23 protein-coding genes are annotated in these 26,475 nt (G+C 51.2%); 9 read left to right on the top strand and 14 right to left on the bottom strand.

Translation table 11 applies throughout. The features are described from left to right. Positions 1 to 59: 59 nt before the first annotated feature. The 8 genes from ACX9GT_RS10125 to ygfK all read right to left on the bottom strand — a co-directional run bounded on the left by ACX9GT_RS10125 (position 60) and on the right by ygfK (position 13,676). Complete coding sequence (locus tag ACX9GT_RS10125) at positions 60 to 986, bottom strand: Rpn family recombination-promoting nuclease/putative transposase (protein ID WP_473190946.1); 927 nt, start codon at positions 984 to 986, stop codon at positions 60 to 62. 164 nt (positions 987 to 1,150) lie between these two features. Beyond that, on the bottom strand, positions 1,151 to 2,515 hold the full coding sequence (locus ACX9GT_RS10120) for an NCS2 family permease (RefSeq protein WP_473190945.1): 1,365 nt from the start codon (positions 2,513 to 2,515) through the stop codon (positions 1,151 to 1,153). 45 nt (positions 2,516 to 2,560) lie between these two features. Continuing rightward, positions 2,561 to 3,877: a guanine deaminase gene (guaD, locus tag ACX9GT_RS10115; RefSeq protein ID WP_473190944.1), complete on the bottom strand. Its 1,317-nt coding sequence runs from the start codon at positions 3,875 to 3,877 to the stop codon at positions 2,561 to 2,563. 27 nt (positions 3,878 to 3,904) lie between these two features. Further along, positions 3,905 to 5,320, bottom strand: coding sequence for a nucleobase:cation symporter-2 family protein (locus ACX9GT_RS10110; RefSeq protein ID WP_473190943.1), 1,416 nt, complete (start codon positions 5,318 to 5,320; stop codon positions 3,905 to 3,907). A gap of 209 nt (positions 5,321 to 5,529) precedes the next feature. After that, positions 5,530 to 8,409, bottom strand: coding sequence for a molybdopterin-dependent oxidoreductase Mo/Fe-S-binding subunit (locus tag ACX9GT_RS10105; RefSeq protein ID WP_473191555.1), 2,880 nt, complete (start codon positions 8,407 to 8,409; stop codon positions 5,530 to 5,532). Further along, positions 8,409 to 9,185: a molybdopterin-dependent oxidoreductase FAD-binding subunit gene (gene ygfM, locus ACX9GT_RS10100; RefSeq protein WP_473190942.1), complete on the bottom strand. Its 777-nt coding sequence runs from the start codon at positions 9,183 to 9,185 to the stop codon at positions 8,409 to 8,411. The genes ACX9GT_RS10105 and ygfM overlap by 1 nt, the downstream gene beginning before the upstream one ends. A 52-nt stretch (positions 9,186 to 9,237) precedes the next feature. After that, entirely contained in the window at positions 9,238 to 10,566 is a 1,329-nt protein-coding gene (gene ssnA, locus ACX9GT_RS10095; RefSeq protein ID WP_473190941.1) for a putative aminohydrolase SsnA, read from the bottom strand. Positions 10,567 to 10,568: 2 nt separating this feature from the next. Continuing rightward, the gene (gene ygfK, locus ACX9GT_RS10090) at positions 10,569 to 13,676 is read right to left on the bottom strand and encodes a putative selenate reductase subunit YgfK (RefSeq protein ID WP_473190940.1); all 3,108 of its coding nucleotides are present in this window, start codon (positions 13,674 to 13,676) and stop codon (positions 10,569 to 10,571) included. Positions 13,677 to 14,123: 447 nt separating this feature from the next. Here ygfK and yqeC point away from each other — a divergent pair, with 447 nt between their 5' ends. The 6 genes from yqeC to ACX9GT_RS10060 all read left to right on the top strand — a co-directional run bounded on the left by yqeC (position 14,124) and on the right by ACX9GT_RS10060 (position 20,886). Beyond that, on the top strand, positions 14,124 to 14,900 hold the full coding sequence (gene yqeC / locus ACX9GT_RS10085) for a selenium cofactor biosynthesis protein YqeC (RefSeq protein WP_473190939.1): 777 nt from the start codon (positions 14,124 to 14,126) through the stop codon (positions 14,898 to 14,900). A 28-nt stretch (positions 14,901 to 14,928) separates the two neighbouring features. Further along, a complete protein-coding gene (gene yqeB, locus ACX9GT_RS10080) occupies positions 14,929 to 16,518 on the top strand; it encodes a selenium-dependent molybdenum cofactor biosynthesis protein YqeB (RefSeq protein WP_473190938.1) in 1,590 nt (529 codons plus the stop codon). Positions 16,519 to 17,086: 568 nt separating this feature from the next. Then, positions 17,087 to 18,379 carry a tyrosine-type recombinase/integrase gene (locus ACX9GT_RS10075; protein ID WP_473190937.1) on the top strand — a complete coding sequence of 431 codons (1,293 nt, stop codon included), beginning with the start codon at positions 17,087 to 17,089 and terminating at the stop codon, positions 18,377 to 18,379. A 169-nt stretch (positions 18,380 to 18,548) separates the two neighbouring features. Further along, on the top strand, positions 18,549 to 19,061 hold the full coding sequence (locus ACX9GT_RS10070; RefSeq protein ID WP_473190936.1) for a hypothetical protein: 513 nt from the start codon (positions 18,549 to 18,551) through the stop codon (positions 19,059 to 19,061). Beyond that, a complete protein-coding gene (locus ACX9GT_RS10065; RefSeq protein ID WP_473190935.1) occupies positions 19,058 to 20,635 on the top strand; it encodes an S-type pyocin domain-containing protein in 1,578 nt (525 codons plus the stop codon). The genes ACX9GT_RS10070 and ACX9GT_RS10065 overlap by 4 nt, the downstream gene beginning before the upstream one ends. Then, positions 20,635 to 20,886 (top strand): DUF7683 domain-containing protein, encoded by a 252-nt coding sequence (locus ACX9GT_RS10060; protein WP_473190934.1) that lies wholly within the window; start codon positions 20,635 to 20,637, stop codon positions 20,884 to 20,886. Before ACX9GT_RS10065 ends, ACX9GT_RS10060 begins: the two co-directional genes overlap by 1 nt. A gap of 161 nt (positions 20,887 to 21,047) precedes the next feature. Here the strand turns inward: ACX9GT_RS10060 and ACX9GT_RS10055 are convergent, their stop codons facing one another. After that, positions 21,048 to 22,040 (bottom strand): hypothetical protein, encoded by a 993-nt coding sequence (locus ACX9GT_RS10055; RefSeq protein ID WP_473190933.1) that lies wholly within the window; start codon positions 22,038 to 22,040, stop codon positions 21,048 to 21,050. A gap of 99 nt (positions 22,041 to 22,139) precedes the next feature. Between ACX9GT_RS10055 and ACX9GT_RS10050 the strand changes: the two genes are divergently transcribed. Next, positions 22,140 to 22,544, top strand: a complete 405-nt coding sequence (locus tag ACX9GT_RS10050) for a hypothetical protein (RefSeq protein ID WP_473190932.1) — start codon at positions 22,140 to 22,142, stop codon at positions 22,542 to 22,544. Positions 22,545 to 22,596: 52 nt separating this feature from the next. On the opposite strand, the gene ACX9GT_RS10045 is transcribed toward ACX9GT_RS10050, so the two are convergent. Beyond that, positions 22,597 to 22,872 carry a hypothetical protein gene (locus ACX9GT_RS10045; RefSeq protein WP_473190931.1) on the bottom strand — a complete coding sequence of 92 codons (276 nt, stop codon included), beginning with the start codon at positions 22,870 to 22,872 and terminating at the stop codon, positions 22,597 to 22,599. A 261-nt stretch (positions 22,873 to 23,133) separates the two neighbouring features. Then, positions 23,134 to 24,087 carry an IS1595 family transposase gene (locus ACX9GT_RS10040; protein ID WP_473190930.1) on the bottom strand — a complete coding sequence of 318 codons (954 nt, stop codon included), beginning with the start codon at positions 24,085 to 24,087 and terminating at the stop codon, positions 23,134 to 23,136. Between the two features lie 124 nt (positions 24,088 to 24,211). Between ACX9GT_RS10040 and ACX9GT_RS10035 the strand changes: the two genes are divergently transcribed. Together ACX9GT_RS10035 and ACX9GT_RS10030 are read left to right on the top strand one after the other, a co-directional pair. Continuing rightward, the gene (locus tag ACX9GT_RS10035; RefSeq protein ID WP_473190929.1) at positions 24,212 to 24,463 is read left to right on the top strand and encodes a hypothetical protein; all 252 of its coding nucleotides are present in this window, start codon (positions 24,212 to 24,214) and stop codon (positions 24,461 to 24,463) included. Between the two features lie 67 nt (positions 24,464 to 24,530). After that, entirely contained in the window at positions 24,531 to 24,854 is a 324-nt protein-coding gene (locus ACX9GT_RS10030) for a hypothetical protein (RefSeq protein WP_473190928.1), read from the top strand. Here the strand turns inward: ACX9GT_RS10030 and ACX9GT_RS10025 are convergent. Genes ACX9GT_RS10025 through ACX9GT_RS10015 form a run of 3 tightly spaced genes read right to left on the bottom strand, consistent with a single transcriptional unit; the run spans position 24,823 to position 26,469 of the window. After that, positions 24,823 to 25,140, bottom strand: a complete 318-nt coding sequence (locus tag ACX9GT_RS10025) for a hypothetical protein (RefSeq protein WP_473190927.1) — start codon at positions 25,138 to 25,140, stop codon at positions 24,823 to 24,825. The genes ACX9GT_RS10030 and ACX9GT_RS10025 overlap by 32 nt on opposite strands. A gap of 22 nt (positions 25,141 to 25,162) precedes the next feature. Then, complete coding sequence (locus ACX9GT_RS10020) at positions 25,163 to 25,399, bottom strand: lysozyme inhibitor LprI family protein (protein ID WP_473191554.1); 237 nt, start codon at positions 25,397 to 25,399, stop codon at positions 25,163 to 25,165. A gap of 38 nt (positions 25,400 to 25,437) precedes the next feature. After that, on the bottom strand, positions 25,438 to 26,469 hold the full coding sequence (locus ACX9GT_RS10015) for an IS630 family transposase (protein ID WP_473187389.1): 1,032 nt from the start codon (positions 26,467 to 26,469) through the stop codon (positions 25,438 to 25,440). Positions 26,470 to 26,475: the final 6 nt, after the last annotated feature.

Genomic DNA, 26,475 nt, shown 5'->3' with positions numbered 1-26,475 from the left:
GTGACTAAACTTATCGGCAGCGTCTGCTCGGTTTCATACCGCTGACGCTGCCATTACGGTTAATGGTGGATTTTTGCCAGATCTTCTGCGGAAAGGCCGGTCAGTTCCATCACCATCGCGCGCTCAAGACCGCTAGCCAGCATGGAACGGGCGATTTTCAAGGTGGCTTCACGTTCCCCTTCCTGTCGGCCCTCCAGGCGACCTTCCTGTCGTCCTTTCTCAATACCTTGTTGTTCAAGTTTTTGTGCAATGGTCATTAATACCTCCTCATGCTGGGGCGCTCGACTTGCCAATTCACGGATAAAGGCTTCCGGTATGGCCGTGTCACCCACTTGCAGCACATAGTTCATCAACGATGCCAGTTGATCATTAGTAGTGTATCCGGCCAACAACAATGTGACCAGTTGTTCCAGCAGGTCGGCCAAGTCCCGTTGGCGCACATGCTTTTGTAACAGTTCCAAAATGGCCATGCGGCGGTGTTGCATGATCTCATCATCTGGAATGACGGTAACGTCAACCAGTGGAAAATGGCCAGCATAAAGCTGCCTGGCCAACTCAGGCTCACTGAATGCCTCGAGCCAACTCATGGAATAAGGATAAGGCGTGACCCGCCCATGATAAAACAGGATCGGGATCACCAGCGGCAGTTGGTCGTGACCAGCCGTAAGATGGCGCTGCATCGCCGCAATGGCATAACGCAGCAAACGGAATGCCATATGCCTGTCGGGGGAGCTTTGATGCTCGATCAGGGCATAGACGTAGCCGTTCCCTTCTCCTGCTTTCAGTGAATAGAGAACGTCAGAGTAATAGGCGCGAAGATCGCTTTCGATAAAGCTGCCGGACTCCAGCTTTAATGTGTTGAGATCACAAAACCGCCGCAGCGCGGGCGGTAAATGCAACTCCAGAAAGTCGCGGGCAGTGTCTGGGTGGGTAAGGAACTGTTTGAATACCGCATCATGCAGAGAGGGGGTGGTGGTTTTTTTCATGTCGGTCATCCTGGACTTAACATGCCCTGAATTTACGACAGGCTGTTATATGTTCCTATTATGACCACCAAGATTCTGGTACTGGCTCGCAAAGTCTCTTGATCAAAAAACCGATCAAGAGACCCTGTTTTAGCAAAAAGAGAGAAAATTGCTGGCTTCAGTGGTTAAATCGCCCAGCCCCCGGCATAGAACGCCACCAGTGCCGCCGCAATAATCACCGTACCGATATTCAGCTTACGCCACTCGTTCGAGCAGACCCGGCCAATCACCAGCGTGCTGAAGCCCAACATAATGCCGGTGACGATATTACAGGTCAGCACGATAAACACCGCACACACCAGGCCAGACATCGCATCCACAAAGTCGTTGAAATCCAGCTTGGTAACGTTGCTCAGCATCAGCAGGCCAACGTACATCAGCGCTGGCGCAGTAGCATAACCGGGTACCAGATAGGATAACGGTGACAGAAATAGCATCAGCAGAAACAGCACCCCTACCACCGCCGCGGTGACGCCGGTTTTACCCCCGGCCGCCGTTCCCGCCGCGGATTCAATGTAAACCGCCGCCGGAGAGGCACCGACCAGCGCAGAGAACATGCTGCTCATCGAGTCGGCAGTTAACGCCCGGCCGCCGTTGATGATCTGCCCATCCTCGTCCAGCAGATTGGCCTGCCCGGCCACCGCGCGGATGGTGCCGGTGGCATCAAACACCGCCGTCATCACCAACGCCAACACGCTTGGCAACACCAGCGGGTTCAGCGCCCCTTTGATATCCAGGCTGAAAATCAGCGATTGACCATCCGGCCCGCTCAGGCTCGGCAGCGCAAATAGCCCCTGATATTTCACATGCGGATCAAACAGCAGGCCAACGATGGAAATGCCGACGATCACCAATAAAATCCCACCCGGCACGCGCAGCTTCTCCAAACCAAGGATCACCGCCAGCCCAAGCAGCGACATCATCACCGGGAAAGAAGCAAATGACCCCAGCGCCACCGGCAAACCCTCCAGCGGGTTCTTGATCACCATGCCGACACCGTTGGCGGCAATCAGCAGCAGGAACAGGCCGATGCCAATCCCGGTGCCATGAGCAATGCCCATCGGCAGGTTACGCAAAATCCACGAGCGCACGCCGGTTACCGAAATGGCGGTAAACAGCAGCCCCATCAGGAAGATCGCCCCCAACGCTACCGGAACGCTGATATGCTGGCCCAGCACCAGGCTGAAAGCGGTAAATGCCGTCAAAGAAATGGCGCAACCGATGGCCATTGGCAGATTGGCCCACAGCCCCATCACCAATGAGCCGACACCGGCCACCAGGCAGGTGGCCACAAACACCGCCGCAGGCGGGAAACCGGCCTTGCCCAACATGCCGGGCACCACGATCACCGAATACACCATCGCCAGAAAGGTAGTCAGCCCTGCCAGCACCTCCTGCCGTATACTGCTGCCCCGCGCGGTAATGTTAAAATAGGCATCTATCGAACGGGTTGCTTTCTCTGACGTCACTTGCGAAAAATGATTAGACATTGCTATGCCCTCTGAAGGTCTGCATTCGTTATCAACTACGCTTCTTTAAGTGCGTTCATATACCAACCGGCCATCCACATAGGTACGATAAATCGACCGGTCATCCCCTAGCGTCATCATGACAAATAGCTTATCGATCAAGGTTGTTGAGTTGTCGTAGCGCAACTGTTGCAGCGGCGTGGCCGTGGGTTCCAGCACTACGAAATCGGCCTCTTTACCGAGGTTAAAATTGCCAATGGTTTCCGCCAGCCCGAGCGCATCGGCACCGCCCAGCGTGGCCAGATAAAACGCCTCATAGGCCGACAGCCGATAGTTTTGGAGCTGCATCACCTTGTAGGCTTCGTTCAGCGTTTGCAGCATATTGAAGGTGGTTCCCGCGCCGATATCGGTGCCCATCCCCACCTTGATTTTTTTCCGCCAAGCGTTTTGCAGATTGAACAGACCGCTGCCGAGATACAGGTTGGAGGTCGGGCAAAACGCGATGGCTGAATGGGTATCGCGCAGGCAATCCCACTCGGCGTCCTCCAGGTGAATGCAGTGGGCAAACACGCTGTTTTTGCCGGTCAAACCGTAGTGATGGTAAACATCCAGATAGCTTTTGTGCTCTGGGTACAAGGCTTTCACCCAGGCGATTTCTTCTTTGTTTTCCGATAAATGGGTATGCAAATAGGTATCCGGGTACTCCTGGCGCAGCCGCTGAGCCACCGCCAGTTGTTCTGGCGTCGAGGTCGGTGCAAAGCGTGGGGTAATGGCATACAGCAGGCGGCCATTGCGGTGCCAGCGCTCAATCAGCGCTTTGCTCTGGGTATAGCTGCTTGCAGCGGTGTCCAGCAGATAGTCCGGCGCGTTACGATCCATCATCACCTTGCCAGCGATCAGCCGCATATTGATGTGGTGCGCCGCCTCAAACAGTGCCTCTACCGATTCTGGGTGTACGGTGCCAAAAACCAGCGCGGTGGTAGTGCCATTGCGCAGCAGTTGTTTGATGAAAAAGGCCGACATTTCACGGGCATATTCCAGATCGTTGTAGCGTTTTTCTGCCGGGAAAGTGTGCTTGTTCAGCCAATCCAGCAACTGCTCACCGTAGGCTCCCACCATTTCACATTGCGGATAATGAATATGGGTATCGACAAACCCCGGCACGATCATTTTGCCACTGTAATCACGTACCCGGATGCTGGCGGGGATCCGGTGATGCCCATCGGCCCAGGTGCCAAACCAGTCCACATGACCATTACGGATTAACAATAAGCCGTCTTTGATAAAGCGCAGATGGCTTTCTATTTCTTCAGGGCACTGCACGGTGCGGGTAATATCCAGAAAACTGCCCCGCACGGCTTTAATTGAGGGTTCACACTCCATACCAATATTCCTTATAAACGGGTGACGTTAATCCGTATTTTTTTCCGCAGAGGTGATTTCCAATTCGGCGGATCCAACTCTGCGGCTTTCGTTATTATTCAGCGGTATCAGCAAGTTCAGGAAAATAGCCGTCAGCCCACCAGCACAAATCGGGTTTTCCACCAGAACGTAAATTGAGGCGGGTAGTACGCGGAACACTTCTGGATCGTAAGAAACACCTAGCCCCAACCCCAAAGAAGTGGCAACAATAATGGTTTCCCGGCGGTTTAATCCGTTGGAAATAATGATGCGGATCCCGGCTATGGCGATCATGGAAAACATCAGCGTCATCGCGCCGCCCAATACCGGGGCGGGAATGGTGGTAAAGAAACGGCCAATCACCGGGAATAACCCCAGAATGACCAGAATCACCGCGATAAATTTGCCAACGTGGCGCGAAGCCACACCGGTCATTTGGATCACGCCGTTATTCTGGGCAAAGGTGGTCAGCGGTAATGAGCCGAGCATGGTAGCAATCACCGATACCAAACCATCGGCCAGCACGCCGCCGCTCAGGCGCGAGGTATATTCATCGCCTTTAATTGGCCGGTTGGATACCATCGCAGTGGCGGTAATATCCCCCACCGCTTCTAATACGCTCAGCAAATAGATGGTGCCAGCAACCAAGAAGGCATGCAGATCAAACGAGAAACCATATTTGAACGGCACCGGAACGGTGATCACCGGCAGGTTCTGCATCACGGCAAAATCAACCATGCCCAAACACAGCGCCACCACATAGCCGACGATAATCCCAATGGCGATGCCGCCCATACGCAGCAGCGCGTTTTGGCAGCAGTTAAAGGCGATCACCACCAGCAGCACCAATAGGCCAACGCCGATGCTTTCATAGTTGCCAAAGGTGCCACTGCTTTTAGCAGAAAAACCGCCGCCGAAGTCGATAATGCCGACCTTGATCAGGCTCAGGCCAATCATCAGCACCACAATGCCGCTGACCGTTGGCGTAATCACCCGTTTCAGATAAGGCAAAATAAACGCGGAGCCCACCACCAGAAAAGCCCCAACAAAAGAGACGCCAAGCAAGGTGGAGAGCATCGCTTCCACATGCAAACCGTCGGCTTTCATGGTGCTGCCCAGGGCGATCATTACCGTGACAAAAGAGAAGTTAACCGATTGGATCGATAATAAACCGGAGCCGATGCGGCCATAGCGGTTCACCTGTAACCAGGTACCAATCCCTGAGGCAATCATTGCCATCGATACCAGATAGGCGGTAATTTCTGGCGGCAATGCCAGCGCGGTGCCGACAATTAATGCCGGAGCCACCATCGGCACAAAAATAGCCAGCAAATGGGTAATCGCACTAATAACACTTTGGTTAAACGGCGGCTTATCATCGACGTGATAAATAAGATCGCTGCTTGCGGTAGGTATATCAGACATCCCTTTACTCCCTTCCAGTAAATTTGATCATCTGATTCAATAGACACGCGTTAACTGCTCCACGCCCTGCACTTTCGCCATGTGAATTCCACGGGCCAGCCTGAGCATTTTGACTTCGCTCATTATCTTGATGGCGGCAATAACAGTATTGAATCGCTTCTGCCCGTCGTCTTTTTAATTATCTAGTGCAAGACGACGGGCATCTGGGCTCACGCTGACAGTTTATTTAACCCCCTCAGGATTTTCTCTGGCGTGAAATGCCATTCACGCAGCCAAACACCGCAGGCGTCATGAATTGCCATGGCGATAGCCGGAGCCGCGCCGTTAACGCCGATTTCAGAGATCGATTTGGCGCCGTATGGCCCCACCTGATCGTCACTCGGCACCAGAAACGCCTGGAAGTCGAGCGGGATATCGCCAATTTTCGGTGCGCCGTAGCTTTGCAGGTCGCGGGTGATCGGCACCCCCTGGCGATCGTAGATAATCTCTTCCGACATGCTGTGGCCGATGGCGCGCATTGAAGCGCCGTAAATCTGCCCCAGCGCCAGTTCCGGGTTCACCGGCGTGCCGCAGTCCAGCAAGGCGTAGAACTTATTCAGCCGGATCTCGCCGGTGCGGGTATTGACCGCCACTTCGGTGAAGTTGGCACCGAACGGGAAGGCAAAATCAGAGGTGATATAGCTCGCGGTAGCCACCAGGGTGCCAAAACCGGTGCCGGTTTCGGCTTTATGGGCGAGTTGCGCGAATGACACTTCCCCCTGTTTACCGCGCACCACGCCGGGTACCACCAGCACCACATCGGTTTCCGGCTCACCCAACATCTGCGCGCCGTGGAACAGGATTTTTGCCTTGAGATTTTCCGCCGCGTTCTTCGCCGCGTTGCCAGAGAAACAGGTGCCGGAAGAGGCGTAGGCACCTTTATCAAACAGGGCATGATCGGTATCGCCCGAGATCACATGCACATCGGCAAACGGGCAACACAGCACTTCGGCCGCCAGCTTGCCAACTACCGTATCCAGCCCGGTGCCGATATCCGCGCCACCGGAGTGGACGATAAAGGTGCCGTCCGATTCGAGCTTAATCATGCAGTTGGCCTGATCGATATCTGGGATGCCGGATTTCTGCATGATAATCGCGACGCCACGGCCAACCTGCCAATCGCCGGTTTGCGTCTTCGGCGAGTTCCAGCGGATCAGTTCGCGCCCTTTGCGCAAGATCGGCTCCAGCGCACAACTGGCAGCGCTGGGCACCGAGGTCGGCATTTTGCCTTCGCCGATCGCCCCGAGGATCTTCAGCTCCTGCCCTTCCACCACCCGGTTGAGTTCAATAATCTCCAGCGGATCGCGCCCCAGTTTTTCGGCCAATTCGGCCAAAATCATGGTCAGGGCAAAGTTGCCTTTCGGCGCGCCGTAGCCCTGATAAGCGCCGTTCGGGCAGATATTGCTGTAATAGGTGGTCACCTGGAAGTTGACGTTGTCGCACGGATACAGCGGCAGCGACAGCGCCGGGCCGTTGCTCGGCACCGTCAGCGCGTGGTTGCCGTAAGGGCCGGTATTGGCGAGGAAGTTCATATCGATCGCCGTCAGGCGGCCGTCTTTCTTGGCACCAATCTTCACCTTCACTTTCGCCACGTGGCGTGAGGTGTTGCTGATAAATTCCTCTTCGCGGGTGTAGTGGAAATAGACCGCACGGCCGGTGACGCAGGTGGCCCAGGCGCAGACTTCTTCCAGCAAAATGTCCTGCTTGGAGCCAAAACCGCCGCCCACGCGCTCTTTGATCACATGCACCTTATGCTGTTTCAGCCCGACAATGCGCGCCACCTGGCGGCGCAGGTGCCAAGGCACCTGGGTTGAGGCGTGGATCACCAGCCGATCGCCGTCCATATAGGTGTAGCAAACGTGTTTTTCCGCTGGGCACTGCTGTACTTGCTTGGATTCATAAGTGCGTTCCAGCACCACATCCGCTTCGGCAAAACCCTGTTCCACATTGCCGATCTGCCCATGGACTGCGGCAGCAATATTGCGATGCGGTTTGGCACCAATCGGGAAGTTGATCGTCAGATGTTCACCGGCGCGCTGCGCAGAACCCCGATTCTGCTCGGCCAAATCGGCGGGTGCGCCGTTGACGTAAACAATCGGTTCATCGTGTACCAGCGGTGCGCCTTCCGCCATCGCCTCATCAATCGACATCACCGGCTGCAACACCTGATATTCAACCTCAATCAGCGCCAACGCCGCCTGCGCGATCGCTTCGCTTTCGGCTACCACCGCCGCAACCCGATCGCCCACGTGGCGCAGTTTCTGACCAAACATCCGGCGATCCAGCGGCGAAGGCTCCGGCGCGCTCTGCCCGCCGGGGGTGTAATAAATATCCGGGCAGTTGAGATGGGTGATCACATGCACCACGCCCGGCAGCGCCTCGGCTTTGCTGACGTCCAGGCGGGTAATCAGCGCGTGAGGATGCGGGCTGCGCAGCATCTTGATGATGCAGGCATTACGCGCCACGCGATCCTCAACATAGCAAGGCTTGGCCTGCACCATTTTCGCCGCGTCCACTTTCGGGCACAGCTTGCCAACCACGTTGAGATCGCTGCGAAACTCAGGAGCCGCCGGAGCCTGAAACTCAGGATCGCTGCGGCGCGCCACCGCCAGTGCCACCACCTGATAAAATTGCTGGTAACCGGCATCGCGGCTGAACAGCCCCGACAGCGCATCGTCGATCTGCGCCCGCGTTGGCGCTGCGATGCGCTCCAATAAATCCGTCAGGATCAGCGCCGCCGCCGGATCGTTATAGCCGGACTGCACAATCCCCACGTCCACCATCGCCTGTTGCAGCAGGCTAAGCTGGTTCCAGCTCCCAAGCGCTTCTGCGGTGGTGACCACCGCGCCGTCAAGCTGGGCGGCAATCAACAAAGAAGCGTTAACCACCACGCCGTTAAACATAATGGCATCCGAACCGGCAAAGCCGAATCCGTCATCGCTGTCGCGTACCGCATGCATCCCCAGCTTGAACAGCAGTTGTTGCACGTTTTCGCCGGGTTGGCACGGTATCTCTTGGGCACGGTCATTGAGCGTAAAACGAATGTTCATCATTGTTCCCCTCCTGACGCCTGGCAACTGGCGAGCAGATCGGCCACTACAACGCCGCTGATATAGCGCTTGTAGGCTACGCTGCCACAGAGATCGGCTTGCGGAGCTACCGACTCAGCCACCACTTTCTCCAATGCCGGGCCGCTCAGGCCGATTTGCTCGGCGTCACGCAGGCGGCTTGGCCGCGCCACCACGCCGCTCAGGGCAATGCGCACCTTTGATTGTGCATCGCAGGAGACGGCGGCGGTCAGCACCGCCAACCCGGCCGCCGAGCGGGCAACCTTGCGCGTGGCGCAGCAGCGGTAAGGATCCGGCAGCACCAGCGTCAGCAATAATTCTTGCTGGTAACCCGCCAGATAATCTTCCAGTGTGAGGGTATTGCCGCTGCCGATCACCACTTTGGCGCTCAGCGCCAGCAGCACCGGCAACAGCACCGAATCTTTGGGCGCGGCGGCGATTTCCCCGCCCAGCGTGGCCTGATTGCGAATATGGCGGGAGTAGACCATGCCCAGCGCCTCACGTAGCGCCTGCGGGATCAACGCCGAATCGATTAAGGTCTGTAAGGTGATGGTGGCACCGATTTGCAGTTCGCCCTGCTGCCAACTCACCTGATCCAGCCCCAGTTGCGTTAACGCAATGGCGATCGTTTTATCGGTTTTGGTCGGCGTGGCGTTTAACTTGCTGCCGCCACCGAAGTACACCGCCTCATCAAGAAACTGGCGTTTTAGCTCCAGCGCCTGCTGCACCGACTCTGGCCGATAGAATTGCTCAATCATTTTTCCCCCTCATCAAGGTCAACCGCCCCGATCTTCGCAGGCGGCAACCGGCTTAGTTCAAGGCATCCATACGCTGCCAGAGCTGGGCCGCAACCTTGCGCGCCTCGGCGTAGAGCGGTTCAACATCGAATGGGAATTTGCCGTCCTGATAGACCATATTGCCTTCCACCATCACGCTGTTCACGCTGCTGGCTCCCATGCCGAAAGCCAGGTGACCGCCGATATTTTGCGCCGCCAGCGGCGTGGGTGACGGGTAATCACAGATGGTGAGATCCGCTTTGTAGCCTGCCGCCAGGCAGCCGAACCGGGCACCAAAGTTACGCGCCAGCAGTTGGTTGCCGTTCGCCAGGAAGCGGGCAAAGCTGTCTGGCCACAGCGATCCCACGGCATCGCGGTGTTTGAAGTAGGCAAACTTCAGCTCTTCGAACATGTCGGAACCAATGCCGTCGGTGCCGAGCGCCAGATTGCGGTACTGCGCCAGTTGGTGGTTATAGCCGACATGGTTATTCATATTGGAACGGGCGTTGTGTACCAGGAAGGCATCGTGCTGGTTGATCAACTCGATATCAGTGGCAGAAAGATACAGGCCGTGGGCCACCAGCGTTTTAGCACCGAGCAGATCGTACTGCGCCAGCCGCACCATCAGGTCTTGGCCATATTTATCATGGCTGTGGGACACATCATAACGGTCTTCGGCGGCGTGAATATGCAGCCCGCGCCCGGTGCTTTGCACCGCTTCGCGCAGCATTTCCAACCCGGCATCGGCCACGGTGAACGGCGCGTGGGCACCGATATGCGCCTCCACCAGATAGGGTTCCTTACCGGCGGCTTTGGCGGCGTCGATCAGGTTAGCAAAGGCAATATTCTCCTCAACCCCGGCCTGCAATTCACGATTACCGCCGTTGCGATCGGTAGTCTCAAAGCAGGTCATGCCGCGCAGCCCGGCCTTGATAAAGCCCGCGCGCAGGGTTTTCAGCGATCCGGCGATAAAATTCGGCGAGGCGTGATGGTCGATCACTGCGGTACAGCCGCTCTTGATCGCTTCCAGCGAGCAGATCAGGCCGCTGTAATACAGCGATTCTTCATCCAGCGCGCGATCCAGCCGCCACCACAGGTTTTTCAACGTAGAGATAAAATCCGGGCACGGCGCGATGTTAGCCATAATTCCGCGCGACAAACCGGAATAGAAATGGTTGTGGGCGCAGACGATCCCCGGCATCACCAGCTTGCCGTGCATATTGCGGGTTTCCGCCTGCGGATATTTTGCCGCCAGCCCTTGGCCCACCTCTTTGATCAACGCCCCTTCAATGGCGATGTCGATCCCCTGCTGAACGCTGGCGGGTTCAAGCTGCACGGCGGTGGCATTAGTTAAGATCAGCATAATTACACCTCCACCTGACCCAGCAGGTAATGATGATGGGCATATACCTGGTTGATGATGTGGCCCATCTCCTCCAGCTCTGGCGGCACCTGCTGAAGCTGACCGTTATCCCCCAACTGTAGTTGATAGATGTTGTCGCCCAAGCGCACACTGACCTGCTGACCGTTCACCAGAAAACCGGCGTTGGTGCTGTTGGCAAAATCCTGCGGCAGGTTAAAGACGGTAACCTTGTCTTTATAGGGCTTGCCCTGCCATGGGCAGAACTGGGCGCAGTTGCCGCATTCGTTGCAATAGGCATCCAGATGCAGGGTTTGGAAACGATCGCGGAAGCCCGGTATCGCGATCGATACGTTGGCACGGTTCGGGCAGACATCGACACATTTGCTGCACACGTAGTTGCATTCCAGGCAACGCTGCGCCTCCTGCGCCACAAAGGCTTCGCGCTCCGCCTTGTCCACCACCGCGACCACAATCGCCCCTTTGCGGCGATAAATTTCCGCCGGATCCACGTTTGACCAGTATTTGTCTTGGTGATGGGTGTTGACACTCTCCCGCGCCAGCACCGTTTCTGCGGCGCTGCGGGCACTGCCGATGGCGGCGACGATCGATGACGGGCCACGCTGCACATCGCCGATCAGGAACACATTCGCCCGCGTGGTTTCACCGGTCGTGATATTCACCTGCGGGTAACCGGCAGCATCCAACGGCACGCCCAGCTTGCGCAGCACTTCTTCATCGGCCTGCTCACCAATCGCGGTGATCAGCGCGTCAATCTGCAAGGTAAGGGTTTGTTCGGTAGCCACCGGGCGACGGCGGCCCCGCTCATCCGGCTCGCCAAGCTCCATCACTCTGGCGGTTAAGGTGCCGTTAGCATCAAAATGTTCCGGATTGGTGAGGAACATAAACTGCACCTGATCTTCCACCGCCTCCAGATACTCTTCGCGGTAAGCGGGCATTTCATTCAGGGTGCGGCGATACAGCACGGTGACATCCTGCACGCCCGGCACTTTCAGCGCGGCGCGGGCGCAGTCCATCGCCGTGTTGCCCGCGCCGACCACCGCCACGTGTTTACCCAGGCTCAGCGGTTTGCCTTGGTTGAAATCGCGCAGAAACGGCAAGGATTTGTAGACACTGCGGTTATTGCCTGCCAGCTTCACGCCGCTGTTTTTGTCGGTGCCGATGCCGATAAACACATAATCGAAGCCCTGTTGTTGCAGCTTGTCCACCGTCAGATCGGGATCGCAGCCATAGACAAACTTCACACCGTGCGCGGCGACAAAATCGATATCGTGCTGAATCACTTCGGCCGGAATGCGGAATTGCGGAATGATGTTTTTCACCACGCCACCGGCATTGGCTTCACGCTCAAACAGCGTGACCTGATAACCCGCGCGCGCCAGAAAATAACCGGCAGACAGCCCCGCCGGGCCTGCGCCCAAAATCGCCACCGGGTGTTTGCTGCCGGAACCCGCAGGCTTGTGCCAACGGCGCTGGTACTCGTCCCAGCCTTTCTCCAGCGCCACCTTTTTCAGCTCACGGATGTTCAGCGCGCTGTCGTAATCAATACGGGTGCAGTTGTACTGGCATTGGTGATCGCAAATATGGCCGGTAATCGCCGGTAAAGCGTTGCGCTGATAAATCAGTTCCAGCGCATCGGCATAGCGCTGCTCGCCCAGCAGGCGGATATATTCTGGAATATCCTGCTTGATGGCGCAGGCGCTAACGCAAGGTGCTACGTAGCAGTCGATCATCGGCAACGGGCCGCCCGCGTCGATGCTGTCCTGCGCTTTCCAGTGTTTCTGGGTGTATTCCATGCTGACGGCTTTTTCCGCCAGCGCTTCCAGCTTGGCGATATCAATACGCGCCATCTGCCAGCCTGCCGATTGATCCAGTTCGCGCAGGCATTCGGTCTGGCGTAAATAGCCGCCGGGCTTCAGCAGATCGGTAGCCATGGTGATCGGCCTAATGCCGGTTTCAAAAATATCGCGGATATTAAATTTGCTGGCCCCGCCGGAATAGGAGATCGGCAGTTCACCGTTAAACTCGCGCGACAGTACCGCCGCCACGTTGATAGACAGCGGGAATAGCGCACGGCCAGACATATACATCTCTTCGCCGGGCAGCGCGCCTTTGTGGTTGATAGTCCCTAGGGTGTTGGTCAATTTCACCCCAAAGCCCAGCTTATGCTGTTTACCCAGCGCCACCAGGCGGCGCAGCATAGCCACTGCCTGATCCAGCTTGAGATCGTGCTCGAAAGATTCCTCTTTCAGGCCGATATAATCAAAACCGCAGGTATCCAGAATCGCCCGCACGCGCGGATAACCCAGCAGCGTCGGGTTTAATTTCACAAAGGTATTCAGATGTTTCTCTTCCAGCATATAACGGCAGATGGCTTCGATTTCATTGGGCGGGCAGCCGTGCATGGTGGAAAGGGTAATTCCGCTGACTAATTGCGCAGGAATTGCACTCGGCAATTGGCTTAATGTGCTGCGCTGGGCAGATAAATCAAACTGGGTAATAAAATCGTCATTACTGACCCATTCACCCAGAGCTTTGGCATATTCAGCATATTTTGGCTGCTGGGCGGAATTGATCATATTATGGATAAATTCCTGCATCGGCGGCTGCTTAATACCTTCGAGGTTATAGCCCACGCTCATATTAAAAATAAAGGATTTACTTTCCCCTTTCGCGCGGGGATCAAACATCGCTTCCAGCAGATGTAAGGCAAACCAGGCTTTTAAATATTCGTCATAGGCTTTGAGCAAAGTAAACTCTGTCGACCATTCGGTGTTAAAGCATTCGTCTTCAGCGTCGATACAGGGTTTTTCAATCTCCAGGCGATCGAGGATTTGTACGGTTTTTAATTCGATAAACCGCCCACCGGTCAGCCAGGAGACGATAATATTCTGCGCCAATTGCGTATGCGGGCCAGCCGCCGGGCCGAGCGGAGTTTCACAGCTTTCGTTGAAAACGTTAATCTGCCGATCGTCACGTTTGCGATAAAACTGCTGTTCCGGAATACCAAAGATGGAGCGATTCTCATGATATTCCTCGAAAATCCGCGTTAGCAGCGCCTTGAAAGGAACCGGACGCATGATATCTCCCATAGCTTATCTCCTTGCGACGAAATGCCTGAATGGTAATTCGGCAAAAACCGGCTTGCGGTTTTTCACCTCGGTTAGGCATCACTCAGCAACAATCAGGCCAAATCTCCCAGCAGCGTTGCACATCGATAAAATTCGTGAAGCAGTTCTAATTGTTATTTTTATTTGTGAACAAGCTCACAGGCGTAAGTGAGAATAAAAATCAGTGCCTGCAAGCGCTCAGTGGCAGCTATTCACCCTATAGAGTTAATTATCAAAAAAGAACCTCTCAATATCACTTTGATACGCCAAAATACACTCTTGAATAAAACCGTGAGCGCAATCGATAAAGTGTGAATGACTAATAAACCTCGATTACATCAAAAAATTCGCGCGATTAAACCACCAATCAGAAATAAAAAAACGGCATATTACGGTTCAGCATTTTTTAACTTATGAGATCGCTTATTTATGATCCCGGCCTTCAGGGAATTATTCAGTGAAGAATATCAACGCCTGGATAACGGCAAACCCTTGCTGATTAGCCTGATTGGGGCCGGTGGCAAAACCAGCACTCTATTATGGTTGGCGCAGGCGTTCTATCAACAGGGCAAACAGGTGCTGTTCACCACCACCACCAAGATGTATCGCCCTGATCCCGCCACTTATCATCAGTTGTTTATCGGCCAACAGTCCATCGCCCGCACTGCACCGGCAATTACCGCCAGCTTCAGCCATTATCAGCCGCAAAATAACAAGGTTGCAGGATTTAGCCCCGAGCAGATCGACGAGATCAAGCAGCAGGGGGAATTCGACGTGATTTTGGTGGAGGCCGACGGCGCTCGCGGTTTGCCGTTAAAAGCCCCGGCAAGGCATGAACCTTGCATCCCCTCCAGCAGTGATTGTGTTATCGCGTTAACCGGGGGCCAGGTGATCGATCGCCCTGCCGATCCACAGCAGATTCACCGCTGGGAGATATTCTCGGCGCTGACCGGGATCGCTGCCGGTGAACCGCTCGATTACCGGGCATTCCGTACCTTGATCGCCCACCCGCAAGGGATGTTCAAAGGTACGCCAGCCGAGGCGCGCCGGGTTTGGCTGATCAATCAGTTTTCTCATTCTGATAATCCACCCGATCCCGCCTGGCTTGCGCTGTTGCAGCAAGATGCGGCGCTCAGCGCCATCTGGTTTGGCGCCGTGCAGCACAGCCCGCCGATCCATCACTGCTTACGACGCCTAACACTCTAATATTTTTGAAGTTACTGATGAGGTCAGCATGAATATCTTCGCCGAAGCTGCGCGACTAGAAGAAGAAAACCGGCCCTTTGCGCTCGCCCAGATTATTGAAAGCCGTGGCTCCACGCCGCGCCATTCCGGGCAAATGTTGGTGATGGCCGATGGCGGCTGTATTGGCACCATCGGTGGCGGCATGATTGAACGCCTGGTGATTGAGCAGGCGATTTCTGCCATTAGTGAACGCAAGGCCCGAGTGTTTCATGGCCGCATGGCGCGCAACGGCCAGGATGCAGTGGGTTCCGACTGCGGCGGCGCGATGTCGGTCTATATTGATGTCCACGGCCTGCGCCCGCGCCTGGTGTTGATCGGCGCTGGACACGTCAATCGCGCTATCGCCAACGCCGCCAAACCTTTAGGGTTCGATATTCACGTTACCGATATCTACCCCGCCAGCCTTGATGCTGCCCTGTTCCCGCCGGGCACGACTCTGGTACATGGCGAAAGTTTCCCGGCTGCCATCAGCAAGATGAATATCGAACCCGGCAACTTTGTGATCATCGCCACCAACAATCAGGATGGCGAAGCCTTAAACGCCTTGATCGGCCAGCCATTGCGCTACTTGGGGCTGCTCGCCAGCCGCCGCAAGGTGCAGACCTTTACCCATATGCTCAGGCAACGCGGCATCAGCGAAGCCGATCTTGCCAGATTACATGCCCCGATCGGCTACAACATTGGCGCAGAAACGCCGGAAGAGATCGCCATCAGCGTGCTGGCGGAGCTGTTGCAGATAAAAAACCAGTCGGCGGGCGGGTTGATGAAAGAGGATATCCGGCTGGCGCGCGACAAACTGGTGGTGATCCGCGGGGCGGGCGATATCGCCACCGGCGTGGCGCTGCGGCTTTATCATGCCGGTTTCCAGGTGATCATGCTGGATATTGCCCAACCCACCGCCATCCGCCGCACGGTGGCCTTTGCTCAGGCGATATTTGACGGCCAAACCTGCGTTGAAGGGGTAACCGGCCGCCTGGCAAAAGACGTCGACGAGGCTTTCGAAATAATCAACCGTGGCGAAATTCCGTTGCTGATCGACGGCGCGGCCCAGTGCTTGGAGCCGCTCAAACCGCGCTTTCTGGTGGATGCCATTCTGGCCAAGCAAAACCTGGGCACTCACCGCAATATGGCCCCCATTACCGTCGCTCTCGGCCCCGGTTTCAATGCCGGGCAGGATTGCGACGCGGTGATTGAAACCAACCGTGGCCATGAACTGGGGCGGGTGATTTACCAGGGTTATACCCACCCGAATACCGGCATCCCCGGCAATATCGGCGGCCACACCGCGCGCCGGGTGATTCGCGCGCCTGCGGACGGCGTGATGCAGTGCTGTGTGGCGCTGGGGGATTTGGTGCAGGAAAGAGATATTGTCGCCCACTGCGGTGAAACACCAGTGATCGCACCGCTTTCCGGCATGGTGCGCGGGCTGTTGCAGGCCGGGCTGGAGGTGAAAACCGGCTGTAAGATCGGCGATATCGATCCGCGCGGTGCGCTGGCGGATTACACCACGGTGTCGGATAAAGCGCGGGCCATCGGCGGTGCGGTGCTTGAGGCGATCATGAAGCTGGGGCGGGGGTAATCGCGGCACCTTTTGCGAGTTGATATCTGAATCAGTTAAGTACAACTTTGCGCCATGCAGAAGATAGCTTGTTCACAAGTTAGACGAGTATTTATTTCGGTCGCTAAACATGTTGCGTTCACTCAGTAATGTGATGAAAGCGCCCGAGCAGGGGGCTCAAGAGCCAGCCCCTTGCCATATCAGGCGGCCGCTGCGCGGCTACCCTCACTACGCCACGGCGTCAACACCGGTGCACGTCTCACCGATTGCACTGCTTTAAGTTCTCTTATCAACACCCATGCTGATGTTGCCCGGTGATAACAGATTCGGGTGTTGACGTTGAGCGCATCATGGCCTGCTGAGCAATTAGCATTAATTATTGGTTTATAGGTACTAAAATCAATGAGTAAAATTATTTATTAACTTGTTTTTAAATGATTTATATTGTTTTCTTAGTCCCTTATTGTCCCATCAAATCTCATTGAAAACCGCCATATCCTACATTTTATTATAGGTCATAATGTAGCTTGTTTGTTTGCCTATGGTATAATCAGTCATACTATAGTGACTTACGCATGGAGCTAACCAGGTGGAAAAACAAGAGAAAAAAGAAGAGAGAAAACCACTGTCAACCAAGGCCATTGAAGCCATGAAACCCGGTGATGCTGATAAAGCTGATACTGGCGAAAATCGGGGATTAAGGATCACGTGTGGCGCTACCGGCATTAAAACTTTCTTCTACCGCTACACCAGTCCCCTGACTCACAAACTCACCCAAGTTAAAATAGGCCACTTCCCTAATATCCCTCTGACACAGGCTCGCGTTGAATTGCGAATGCTCAAGCAGGTAAAGAATGAAGGTCACTGCCCTGCCAGTGAACGGAAAGCTGAGAAGCAGCAAAAGCAACAGGCGGCGTTAGAAAAACAGCAAACTGTATTCACCGTCAAAGATTTGGTTGAACTGTACTTGACTCAACGCATTGAAGACCGTCACGGGAAAGACGGCAAGATTATTCCGGGAGCGAGAAAACCCGCCAGTCAGCGGGAAGTTCGCCGTCTATTGACCAAAGAGGTGGTGAACAGCATCGGTGAGCGCCCAGCACAAGAGATCGCGCGCAAAGACGTTATAAAACTCGTCAATGTGATGGTTGAACGTGGCTCAAACGTATTAGGCGGTAACATGCTGCGTGAACTCAGCGCTGCTTACGAGTTTGCTCTTGGTTTAGGATACTTGGATGAGAATTATGCTAACCCGGCATTGCAGGCAAAAGCCGGTTTGGCTCAGGCAAGGGTTAAACTCACCTGTGAACCCGGTAAGCGTGTGTTTTCTGAAGAGGAATTGACGCTGTTACTGGGCTGGCTTCCAACTTCTGATTACCCGACCCACATCAAAAACGTGTTATTTCTGACACTGTTAACCGGGTGCCGAACCGGTGAAATCTGCGCCCTTGCCTGGAAAGATGTGAATCTTGACAAAGGCATTATTCACTTGCAGGAAACCAAAAATGGCATGGGTCGGTATGTTCAGCTATCACAGCAAGCTATCCTGTTTTTGCAATCACTGGATACCCAGGCAGAGCGCTATTTGTTTCCATCAAGATTGACCCGTAAGCCTATCCAGCAGGAATATCTGGCTACCGCGGGTGGTCAACTTCGTGCTCAAGGGAAAATGCTCGATATCCCTCGCTGGAAACCGCACGACATACGCCGAACTGTGCGTACCGGCTTGGCCCGTATTGGATGCCCCAATGAAATTGCAGAGGCCGTGTTAGGTCACTCACCTAAAGGGATTGTCGGCGTCTATAACCTTCACAGCTACGATAAGGAATGTAAAGTTTGGCTGCAAAAATGGGCGGATTATCTCGATACGTTGAAGGCGTAAGTGATTGCATGAGCCAAGCTTACTCTTGATTGATGTGTCGTCAGTGCTCAATAACATGATTGACGACACGGTGTTAATACCCACCATCCATCAGTTTTTCTGTGGGATTGTTGGCGCTCAGCGTTTATGCTATTACCTTATTCTCGTTAATTGATTAAGGATAATCAGCATGCAAGACACTGCACCAGCCTTGTACACCAATGATACTACGCCAGAGCTGCTATCTGGAATTGATAAGCCTGCCTTTACCGATGAGCAATTAGCTACTTTCCATGAAGATGCCCGCGCTCATGTTTGCCAACAAGAAGCTTACTGTCGAGAGCACCCACCGATAGCGATTTACCGGCTGGCCGTGGCCGGGTGCCTGACATATCGCGGCGGTGTCGGTGACGAGTTCGAACCGGCCCCAGATGTGGGCCACAAAATTCGTCTCGATAATGGTCAATGGGTAAGTGTACTGACGGAGGGCTGTACGGTTTCTTATCCTGACGGAACAAGCGCTCGGATCGTCAGCAGTGCCGGTAGCCTGTGTAGCATGGATGGCAGAGGGATTGCGCTGGTTGGAAGCGTGCTGGATAACGGGGATAAAATCATCAGCACCCCCCAGAATATTTCAGTCCTGATCGGTCGGGCCGGTGTGCCGATGCCGGAGGATTTTCTGCGTGTGTCTGGGGGAGAATGATGGCCTATCGTCCGAATATCGATGGGCTGGGGCAGGCGCTGAGTTGTGATAAAACGACGACGGGCGCACGCCTTATCTCTTCGATCCCTTTGAATCAGGTGAATATTCTTGGTTTTGGCGTCATCAGGTTGGGCGACCAGACCACCCCCTGCCCGAAATGTGGGAAAACCGGGCGGGTTGTTGAGAGCGCCCGCGCCCGGCGTTCTTACATGGGGATTAACACGGCAGTAGACCGTTGCAAGGTTATCTGTGGTTGCCCGGATGGCAGTAACCGCATTATTGCCCCGGTCAATAGCTGGCTGGGAGCGGGGCCTTCGCCTGAAAAAGTGGCACAGGAAAAACAGGCTGCATTGCTGGTCGAACGAAAGGCCGCAGAGGAACAGCAGCAGGCAGAAGCGCGTGAGCGTAACCGGGTGTTTGCCAAATCTTGTGAGCGTGGTGAGGGATGCACCGATGCAGGAGAGCAGCAGGAGCCACATGATAATTTCGCGCCAATGGGCTACTTCCGGTCGGTGCCGCTTCCCGAACCGGAACAACACGCACAGGCGGCGAAACGCGCCAAACCTGTGCCCGTAGCGCCAGAGGCGGCGAAGAAAGCAAAACCGGGCTGGTATACTTGGCTATTTGGTGAAGGTGATGATGTGGCCCCTGTTGCGGCTACAGTAGCGGTTCCTGCCAGTAAAGTGTTCCCGTCCGGTTCGGCGGCGTTGGAGTGGCTTGGTGGTCGGTTTGTAACGCAGGGCAGTTGGGCTATTCGTGCGGTGACGGCGTTTGGTGAAGTCGCTGCTGCGGGAGTGGGTGCGCCAGTAGCAGCCGCATTGGTTGGCATGATGCCGGGCAAGCTGAATGAAGGTGAACAGGATTTTATCGACAAGATGCGTCTGTCGCAGATCGCCAGTGCGAAAGGCACCGCCCCAACGCGGGTGCGTTTTGCCTGGGAAGATGCGGGTAATGGTCGTCTGATGCCAAAGGGGTATCATACCAGCGAGGGCAGTGGGTTAGATCAGGTGCCAGTGCGTGAGATGACGTTCAACAGCTACAGTGGGAACTATGAGTTCACCACGGACGGCCCCGATGCGATCACCATCTACTGGAACCCTGCGAAGCTGGATCTGGAGGTTCCTTCACACACCGGTAATCAAGACGAGCCGTATCTGCCGACAACAATTACGGTATTGCCGATCCCTGAGAAGGTGGGAAGTGATATCGAGGTTTACCCTGCCCCGGAAGAGAGGAGTTTTCGAGACTGTATCCTGATCTTGCCAATCCCAGATATGCCGCCAGTATATATCTACTTGAGCAATGATCATAAGTATTATACTCCGCCTAAAGGTACACCTCCCCTTTCTGCGTTTCCTGATGCTAAAAAGGCAACAGCTAAAACCCCAATAAAAGGCGGTGGGAAGCTTCGGCCACGTTGGAAAGATTCGGAAGGGAAAATTTATGAGTGGGATTCCCAACATGGAACGGTAGAAATGTATGATCGTTCTGGACGAAATCATCTAGGAGAGTTTGATCCAGAGACAGGCGAACAAACAAAACCAGCAGATCCTTCGAGGAGAGTTGAAAAATAATGATTGTCTATACTATCGATGTGTACCGTAAAGATACAGAAGAATTGGTTTCTGAAGTCAACATTCCCAAAGAGCGACTGAAAGACCTTGCAAAGATAATGGGTTGGAATGACGAAGATAGTTTGGATTTTTCACGAGGCATTGCAGTGTTTGATGTTAAAAAACAACAAGCTAATTTATTGGAGTCGTTGTTAGGCGTGAGCTTTTATTCAGATGATTTTATCATTCAGCTATCTGGTGGTGAGATCTAACTGGATAAAAATATTTAAAATTTCATCTAATTATAGTCAGCAGATTTCAATCTTCTGCTGACTATAATAAACGAATCGTAATTTAAAAAAATCATAGTGCTACAAGAGAATAATGCGGCGTATATAAGCTAAGCTGACGTTGCTCCCATCTAATCGCTGATCTAATGCTTCAGTACGATTTTCAAAAATGGATGCTGCCAATCACGAGCATTGATCAAGCGGTAAGAAATAAATCCATCGTGCTCTAACGCGCATATTATCCCCGGATGATCGCGTACAAACTCGTAGACCGCCAAGCTTTCCAACCCTTGCAGCATATGAGCCAGCAGCTTGCGGCGCATCACATCACGCCTCCAACGCTTACCCGTTGTCACGCATTGGTAAGTGCAGTTGAAGGTCTGGCCCACAGCGTTGGTAACACAACGCCCGTAGCGGTTTTTATGCGCCGTAGCTTCATAAACGTCCAGCAATCTAGCCAGATCATCTTTAAGTGGCACCAAGTGCTCACGCCAGCGCAGGAGAATACGTTCGGCCTTAGAGCGTCCGAACTCCTTTCTCAGCAGGCGGACAGTCGCACTTTTGAAGGAAAGGCTGACGCATCCTGCATTGAACACGCTGGCGTAGCGGAACTGCTTAACCAGCGCTTCTTTTACCCCCAATTTCTTGCATATCATGTCTGTATCAAGAAGACGGAGGTTGCTGTCTGAAACGTCGATAGACTGTAGTTCACGGCGCAGGATCTCAAGCTGGCACCCTTTAATATCGTAGTTGTAACCACGGGCTAGACACGCCCATTTCATCTTGGAAGGCAAACTTTGGAAGCCAGCCCCGATTTCGAACGAGCGACCGCCAATTTTGGCCGCTTTGTACGATTGCCGGTATGCAACAACCAGCGGCGAGTCTGATATCAGGTCTACGCCCACTTCTGCCAAATGAGACAGGAAATTGCGGTAGAACATCACATTAACGCTGGAATGATGGGTATCAACGTATTGCCGCAACTTATCAAGATTGATATGCAGCGGTTCTAGATTGCCCCACACGGCTTTCAAAAGGTTTCTGAAGGGTTCGTTCGGGATATCGCGTTTAGACCATTTATGGTTAGCCCGGCTGCCACGACTGATCGCCTGCCCGATCAATTCATCAAAGGTCATGCTTTTGCGTTTATTGCGGCATTATGCACCAGTAGCACAATAATTTCCCTCTCTATTTCTGTATAGTACTTTAATATTAACAGATAGTTGGAGGGGTTTATGAGTCATGTAGTCTCTGGGATACTGAGTAAGCGTAGTGAGTTGGTAGGTATTATTGAATTAAAGCAGAAAGAGATCAAGTTATTAGAAGTGCAGGTATCTGCATTGGACATTACCTTAAAGATTTTCGACAATGATATTGACTTACGGAAGTTGGGAGGTAAACGAGTATATAAAAACAATAAATTATTTTCACATGGGGAGTTAAGTAAATTGGTATTAGACACTTTACGAATTAAGGGGATGGATTATGATGAGTTAGCAAAAGAGATAATGACAATTAAATCAATAGATGGAAATGAGAAAAAGGTATTAGATAAGGTACTAAAAGTTGCGTTGGCGACTTTGGTGAAAGGTAACAAATTGGAGAAGGTAGATGATAGGTACTGTATTGTTGGAATATAAATAGTTATGCCCTACGCGATCACGCAATCGTCGCAGGGCATTCCTTACCAATTTATACTACAAAGTAATAATGGTCACTAAACCCATATATATAAGAAATTTTTTTTCTTATGATTAAGTAAAGATTTCTGATATCTTTACATAAATCTAAAAGAAATTCTCTTTGTTTATCATTATTACTATCCTTCATAATACGGTCAATTGCAATCCAGATAAAACGAACTGACTGGAATGCTTCGACAAGTATATGAAGATTTTTTTCTTTACACTTTGCAACTTTACTTGCAATATTGCCAATTATTAAATTGGTTTGAGTAATACTTTTCATATTTTAATCCTCTATTAAGTGTGAAGAGCATTACTCAATGAAAACAATTATATCCAGAAAGTATAATTATAAAGAGTAAGAGGCTCTGAATACTTCCATGTATCCATCCTCACTCTACCAATTCGCATTGTAACGTGTCAATTAAAACATTATAACCAATTGTTTTTATGGGTAATTAAATTTTAAATAATAGTTAAAATTTTTTATTATTTTGTTTTTCAATATTACTAATACAATAAATTAAGACTCTTTACTAAGAAATTAGTACTTGCACCAATGGTTATCAGTTTTGGTATTCAGACATTTAGAAAGAATATCTTTAACGACAATACCATTAGGAGTAGTTCTCATATCTTCACGGTAAGCAATTTCGTTAGCGTATTCGTTAAGGTATTTGTTGGAAATTTTATGTACTTGACCAATTTGCATTCTTCTAAATCTTGAGAAGTAGCTTTCGGCGTAGTTGTTAGTAGTACCATCATCTGAGCGGTATTCTTTGGAATGGTTAACACGTTTAACCTTGTAGTGGCCGTGTAAGATGTTGTAGGCACTATTTTCATCGGCACAGATAGTAGCTGAAGGATCTACATTTTCTTGTACTAATTTAAGGATTTCTTTTTCTTCTTCTGATTTAATAACAAAAGTACGAGTTTGTTGAGTTTTTTGTCTAATAACGAGGACACAGCATTTATCTTTGGGTTGATTTTCTTTTAAGCGTCTATCAACACGCTCTTCTTTTTTGTTTTTAGGACGTAAAGTAGTATGCATATATGCACCGTCGATATGTACCTCACCTTTCAGTAGTGAGTTATCTTTTTTATTATTAATGGATTCTCTAAGTTTGTGAGCAAGTACAAAAGCGGTTTTGTAGTGAACGCCTAAATCTCTGGAGAGTTGTAATGCAGAGATACCTTTAACGGCATTGACGAAGAGTACAATAGCGACGAGGTATACTTTGAGTGGTAGTTTGTGGTTTGAGAAGATAGTACCGGAGGTTACGGAGAAGGTGTAGTCACAGTGTTTGCATCTCCATTGTTTACGGGAAGAGATATTAAAAGGTTTATGGATTACGCCACAGCGAGGGCATGTAATTTCTTGGGTATCGCCCCAGCGTAGTGATTTGAAGAGGTTAAAAGCGTCGGTATCGCTCAGAGCCATAACTTGCATCAGTGACAATGTTTTAGCTTTCGAGGATAACAAGAAGTGCTGAGACATATGATCTTCCTTATGATGTATGGTTGAACAACCTTCACTACAGAGTTAAGATAACACACAAATTAGTGTGCATCAACAGCATTGCACACTAAAAAATGTGTTTTTAACACTTATTGGTGAAGCTATGGATTATGAAGAGTTTAAACGCCAACTTGGTAAAGCCGGGTTATCAGGAAGAGAGTTTGCAGATCTGTTGCAACTGAATCGCAATAGTATTTCGAACTTAGCAGGGAAAGAAAAAGTACCGGATCATTTAGCAATAATTGCATCATTGATGGGGGAGATGGCGGAACATAAGATTGATTTTAGATCTGTGATCGAACGTATAGATCTAAAGAAAAATGAACCAAGAGGGAAAAACTTTAACAGTAACTAATACTGTTACTTTGACTAAGTATATGTTATCAATACGCTTACTATTAATTTAATTAAAGGTAAGCGTTATGACTTTAACAGATGAACAAATGGCAATGTTATATATATTACATATAGCACAAGATAGAAATCCTAGTGGTCAAAGAACAGTATCTGCACCAGAATGTGATTTTTTATTAACTAATGTATATAAAAATAGTCAAGATGCTTTTGAAAATGATATTTTTGCATTAGAAAAGATAGGTTACATAGTTATTATTGGCAAGCCTATACCTATTTTAAATGACATTCAATATTCATGTACAGATATAGTTATTAGTTCATATGGGATGGAATATAGCATTGCTAATAAAAAAATTGTCACCACGGCCTATCGGCTGTTTGTGAATTAAATAATATCGTAAAATTATTATAGATTAGCTCTTCAGGTATATTATCTCTAGTTGGGATTATTTCGGATATAACATTAATATACATTCGATATGTAATCCCATTCTTTAGCTTGTAACAACCACCTAAAGAACCAACAGGATATAATGGAACTATTTTTGCATATCCGTTTTTTTCACCTAAGAATAAGTAAAATATTTCCTCAGTATTTGTTTCAAACTGAATTAAAAGGTCTTTATTTACCACCATTGAAAAAATCTTAATACTATTATCTGGAATCCTTTCCATATAATACTCCTTGTTGTTTATGTTAATCTTCAGCCGGAGCTGAAGGATCACTACTAATTCGTAGTTTATGTAACTCTATAGCCTTGTTTTTTGTTATAAGCATCTTGTTTTCAGTACTAACAATTTGCCAGTATGAACCACGTTCATTATCGTAAAATTTAGTAATAGCATCCAAAGATAAATCTTTATACTTGATCCAAGCAAGCTGAGATCTTTTTAGACTATCTTTGAATTCTTTACTTAATTCAGTATCAGATATTAGTAACTTGTATTCAGCATTAAGTAGTTTATACCCGATTAACTTGAAGACGCTTGCTTTAGCACCTGAAAATTGTCATTCAGCCGGGACGATAATGAACCCGCCATCTCAGGGAGCGTTGTCGTAAAAAAGTTAAATATAGCCGTTCGGAAATCAGGCTTACTGGCAAAGTAACGGTTGTTCCTTGCACATTCGTGCATCAGCTTCCATAACCGTTCTATGGGATTCAAGTTGGGGCTGTAAGGTGGCAGGGAATGCAATTTTATATTGCAGACAAATGCCCAATCTTTGACCAGGTTTGTTTTGTTATACCCCGCGCCATCCAGAATAATATGAATTGGCTGCTTATAGTCGGGATAACATGTTCTTATCTCATTGAAAAATTGACAGATAGTGTATTCATTAATCGTTTCGTAATCATGAATGACTGGATGGGCAGCATCATTCAGATCCAGCGCGCCCAGAATGTTCATCCGAGTACGGCTTCCTGTTGTTTCAACAGTCTTTTTTTCCCCTTTTTTTATCCAGCCGAAGCTCAGTTTTGTCGCCTGAGTCGGATGCACTGCATCCAGAAAAAGGATCGGTTCACCTCTCGTGGCAACTTTTAATTCTTCATAATATTCAATGAACTGTTGCTGTTTCTCTTCACTGAATTTATGGGGTACGCCTGAGGGTTTCTTATAGCTGAAGCCATGCCGGTGCAGCCATTTGTTCATTCCTGGGACGCTGTATATGACACCCCATTTTTGTGCCACGTAGGCCACAATCTGGACAGTATGATGGAATAAATGTTGAGTTAAGTGGCTGATAAGCTGTTCGGTTTTTTCTGTGCTGAGCATGCCATCAGAGCCACCATTTTCGGGTTTCAACTTCCCTTTATTCAGATATTCGCTGATATGGTGGTCAACAGTGGTCTGATGCAGGCGCAGAGCCTGAGCAATCATGACCGAACTCCAACCTTCGGAGGCGAGAAGTACGGCTTTAATACGATCGCAAACGTGTTTGTCCCGGCTGGAATCATGCCGGCGTTCGAGTTCGATTTTTTGCTCAGCGGTGATAAATATCTTCATGGGATG

It is taken from the genome of Serratia sp. YWN4 (assembly GCF_055790845.1).
This window is presented reverse-complemented; position numbering and strand designations above follow the sequence as displayed.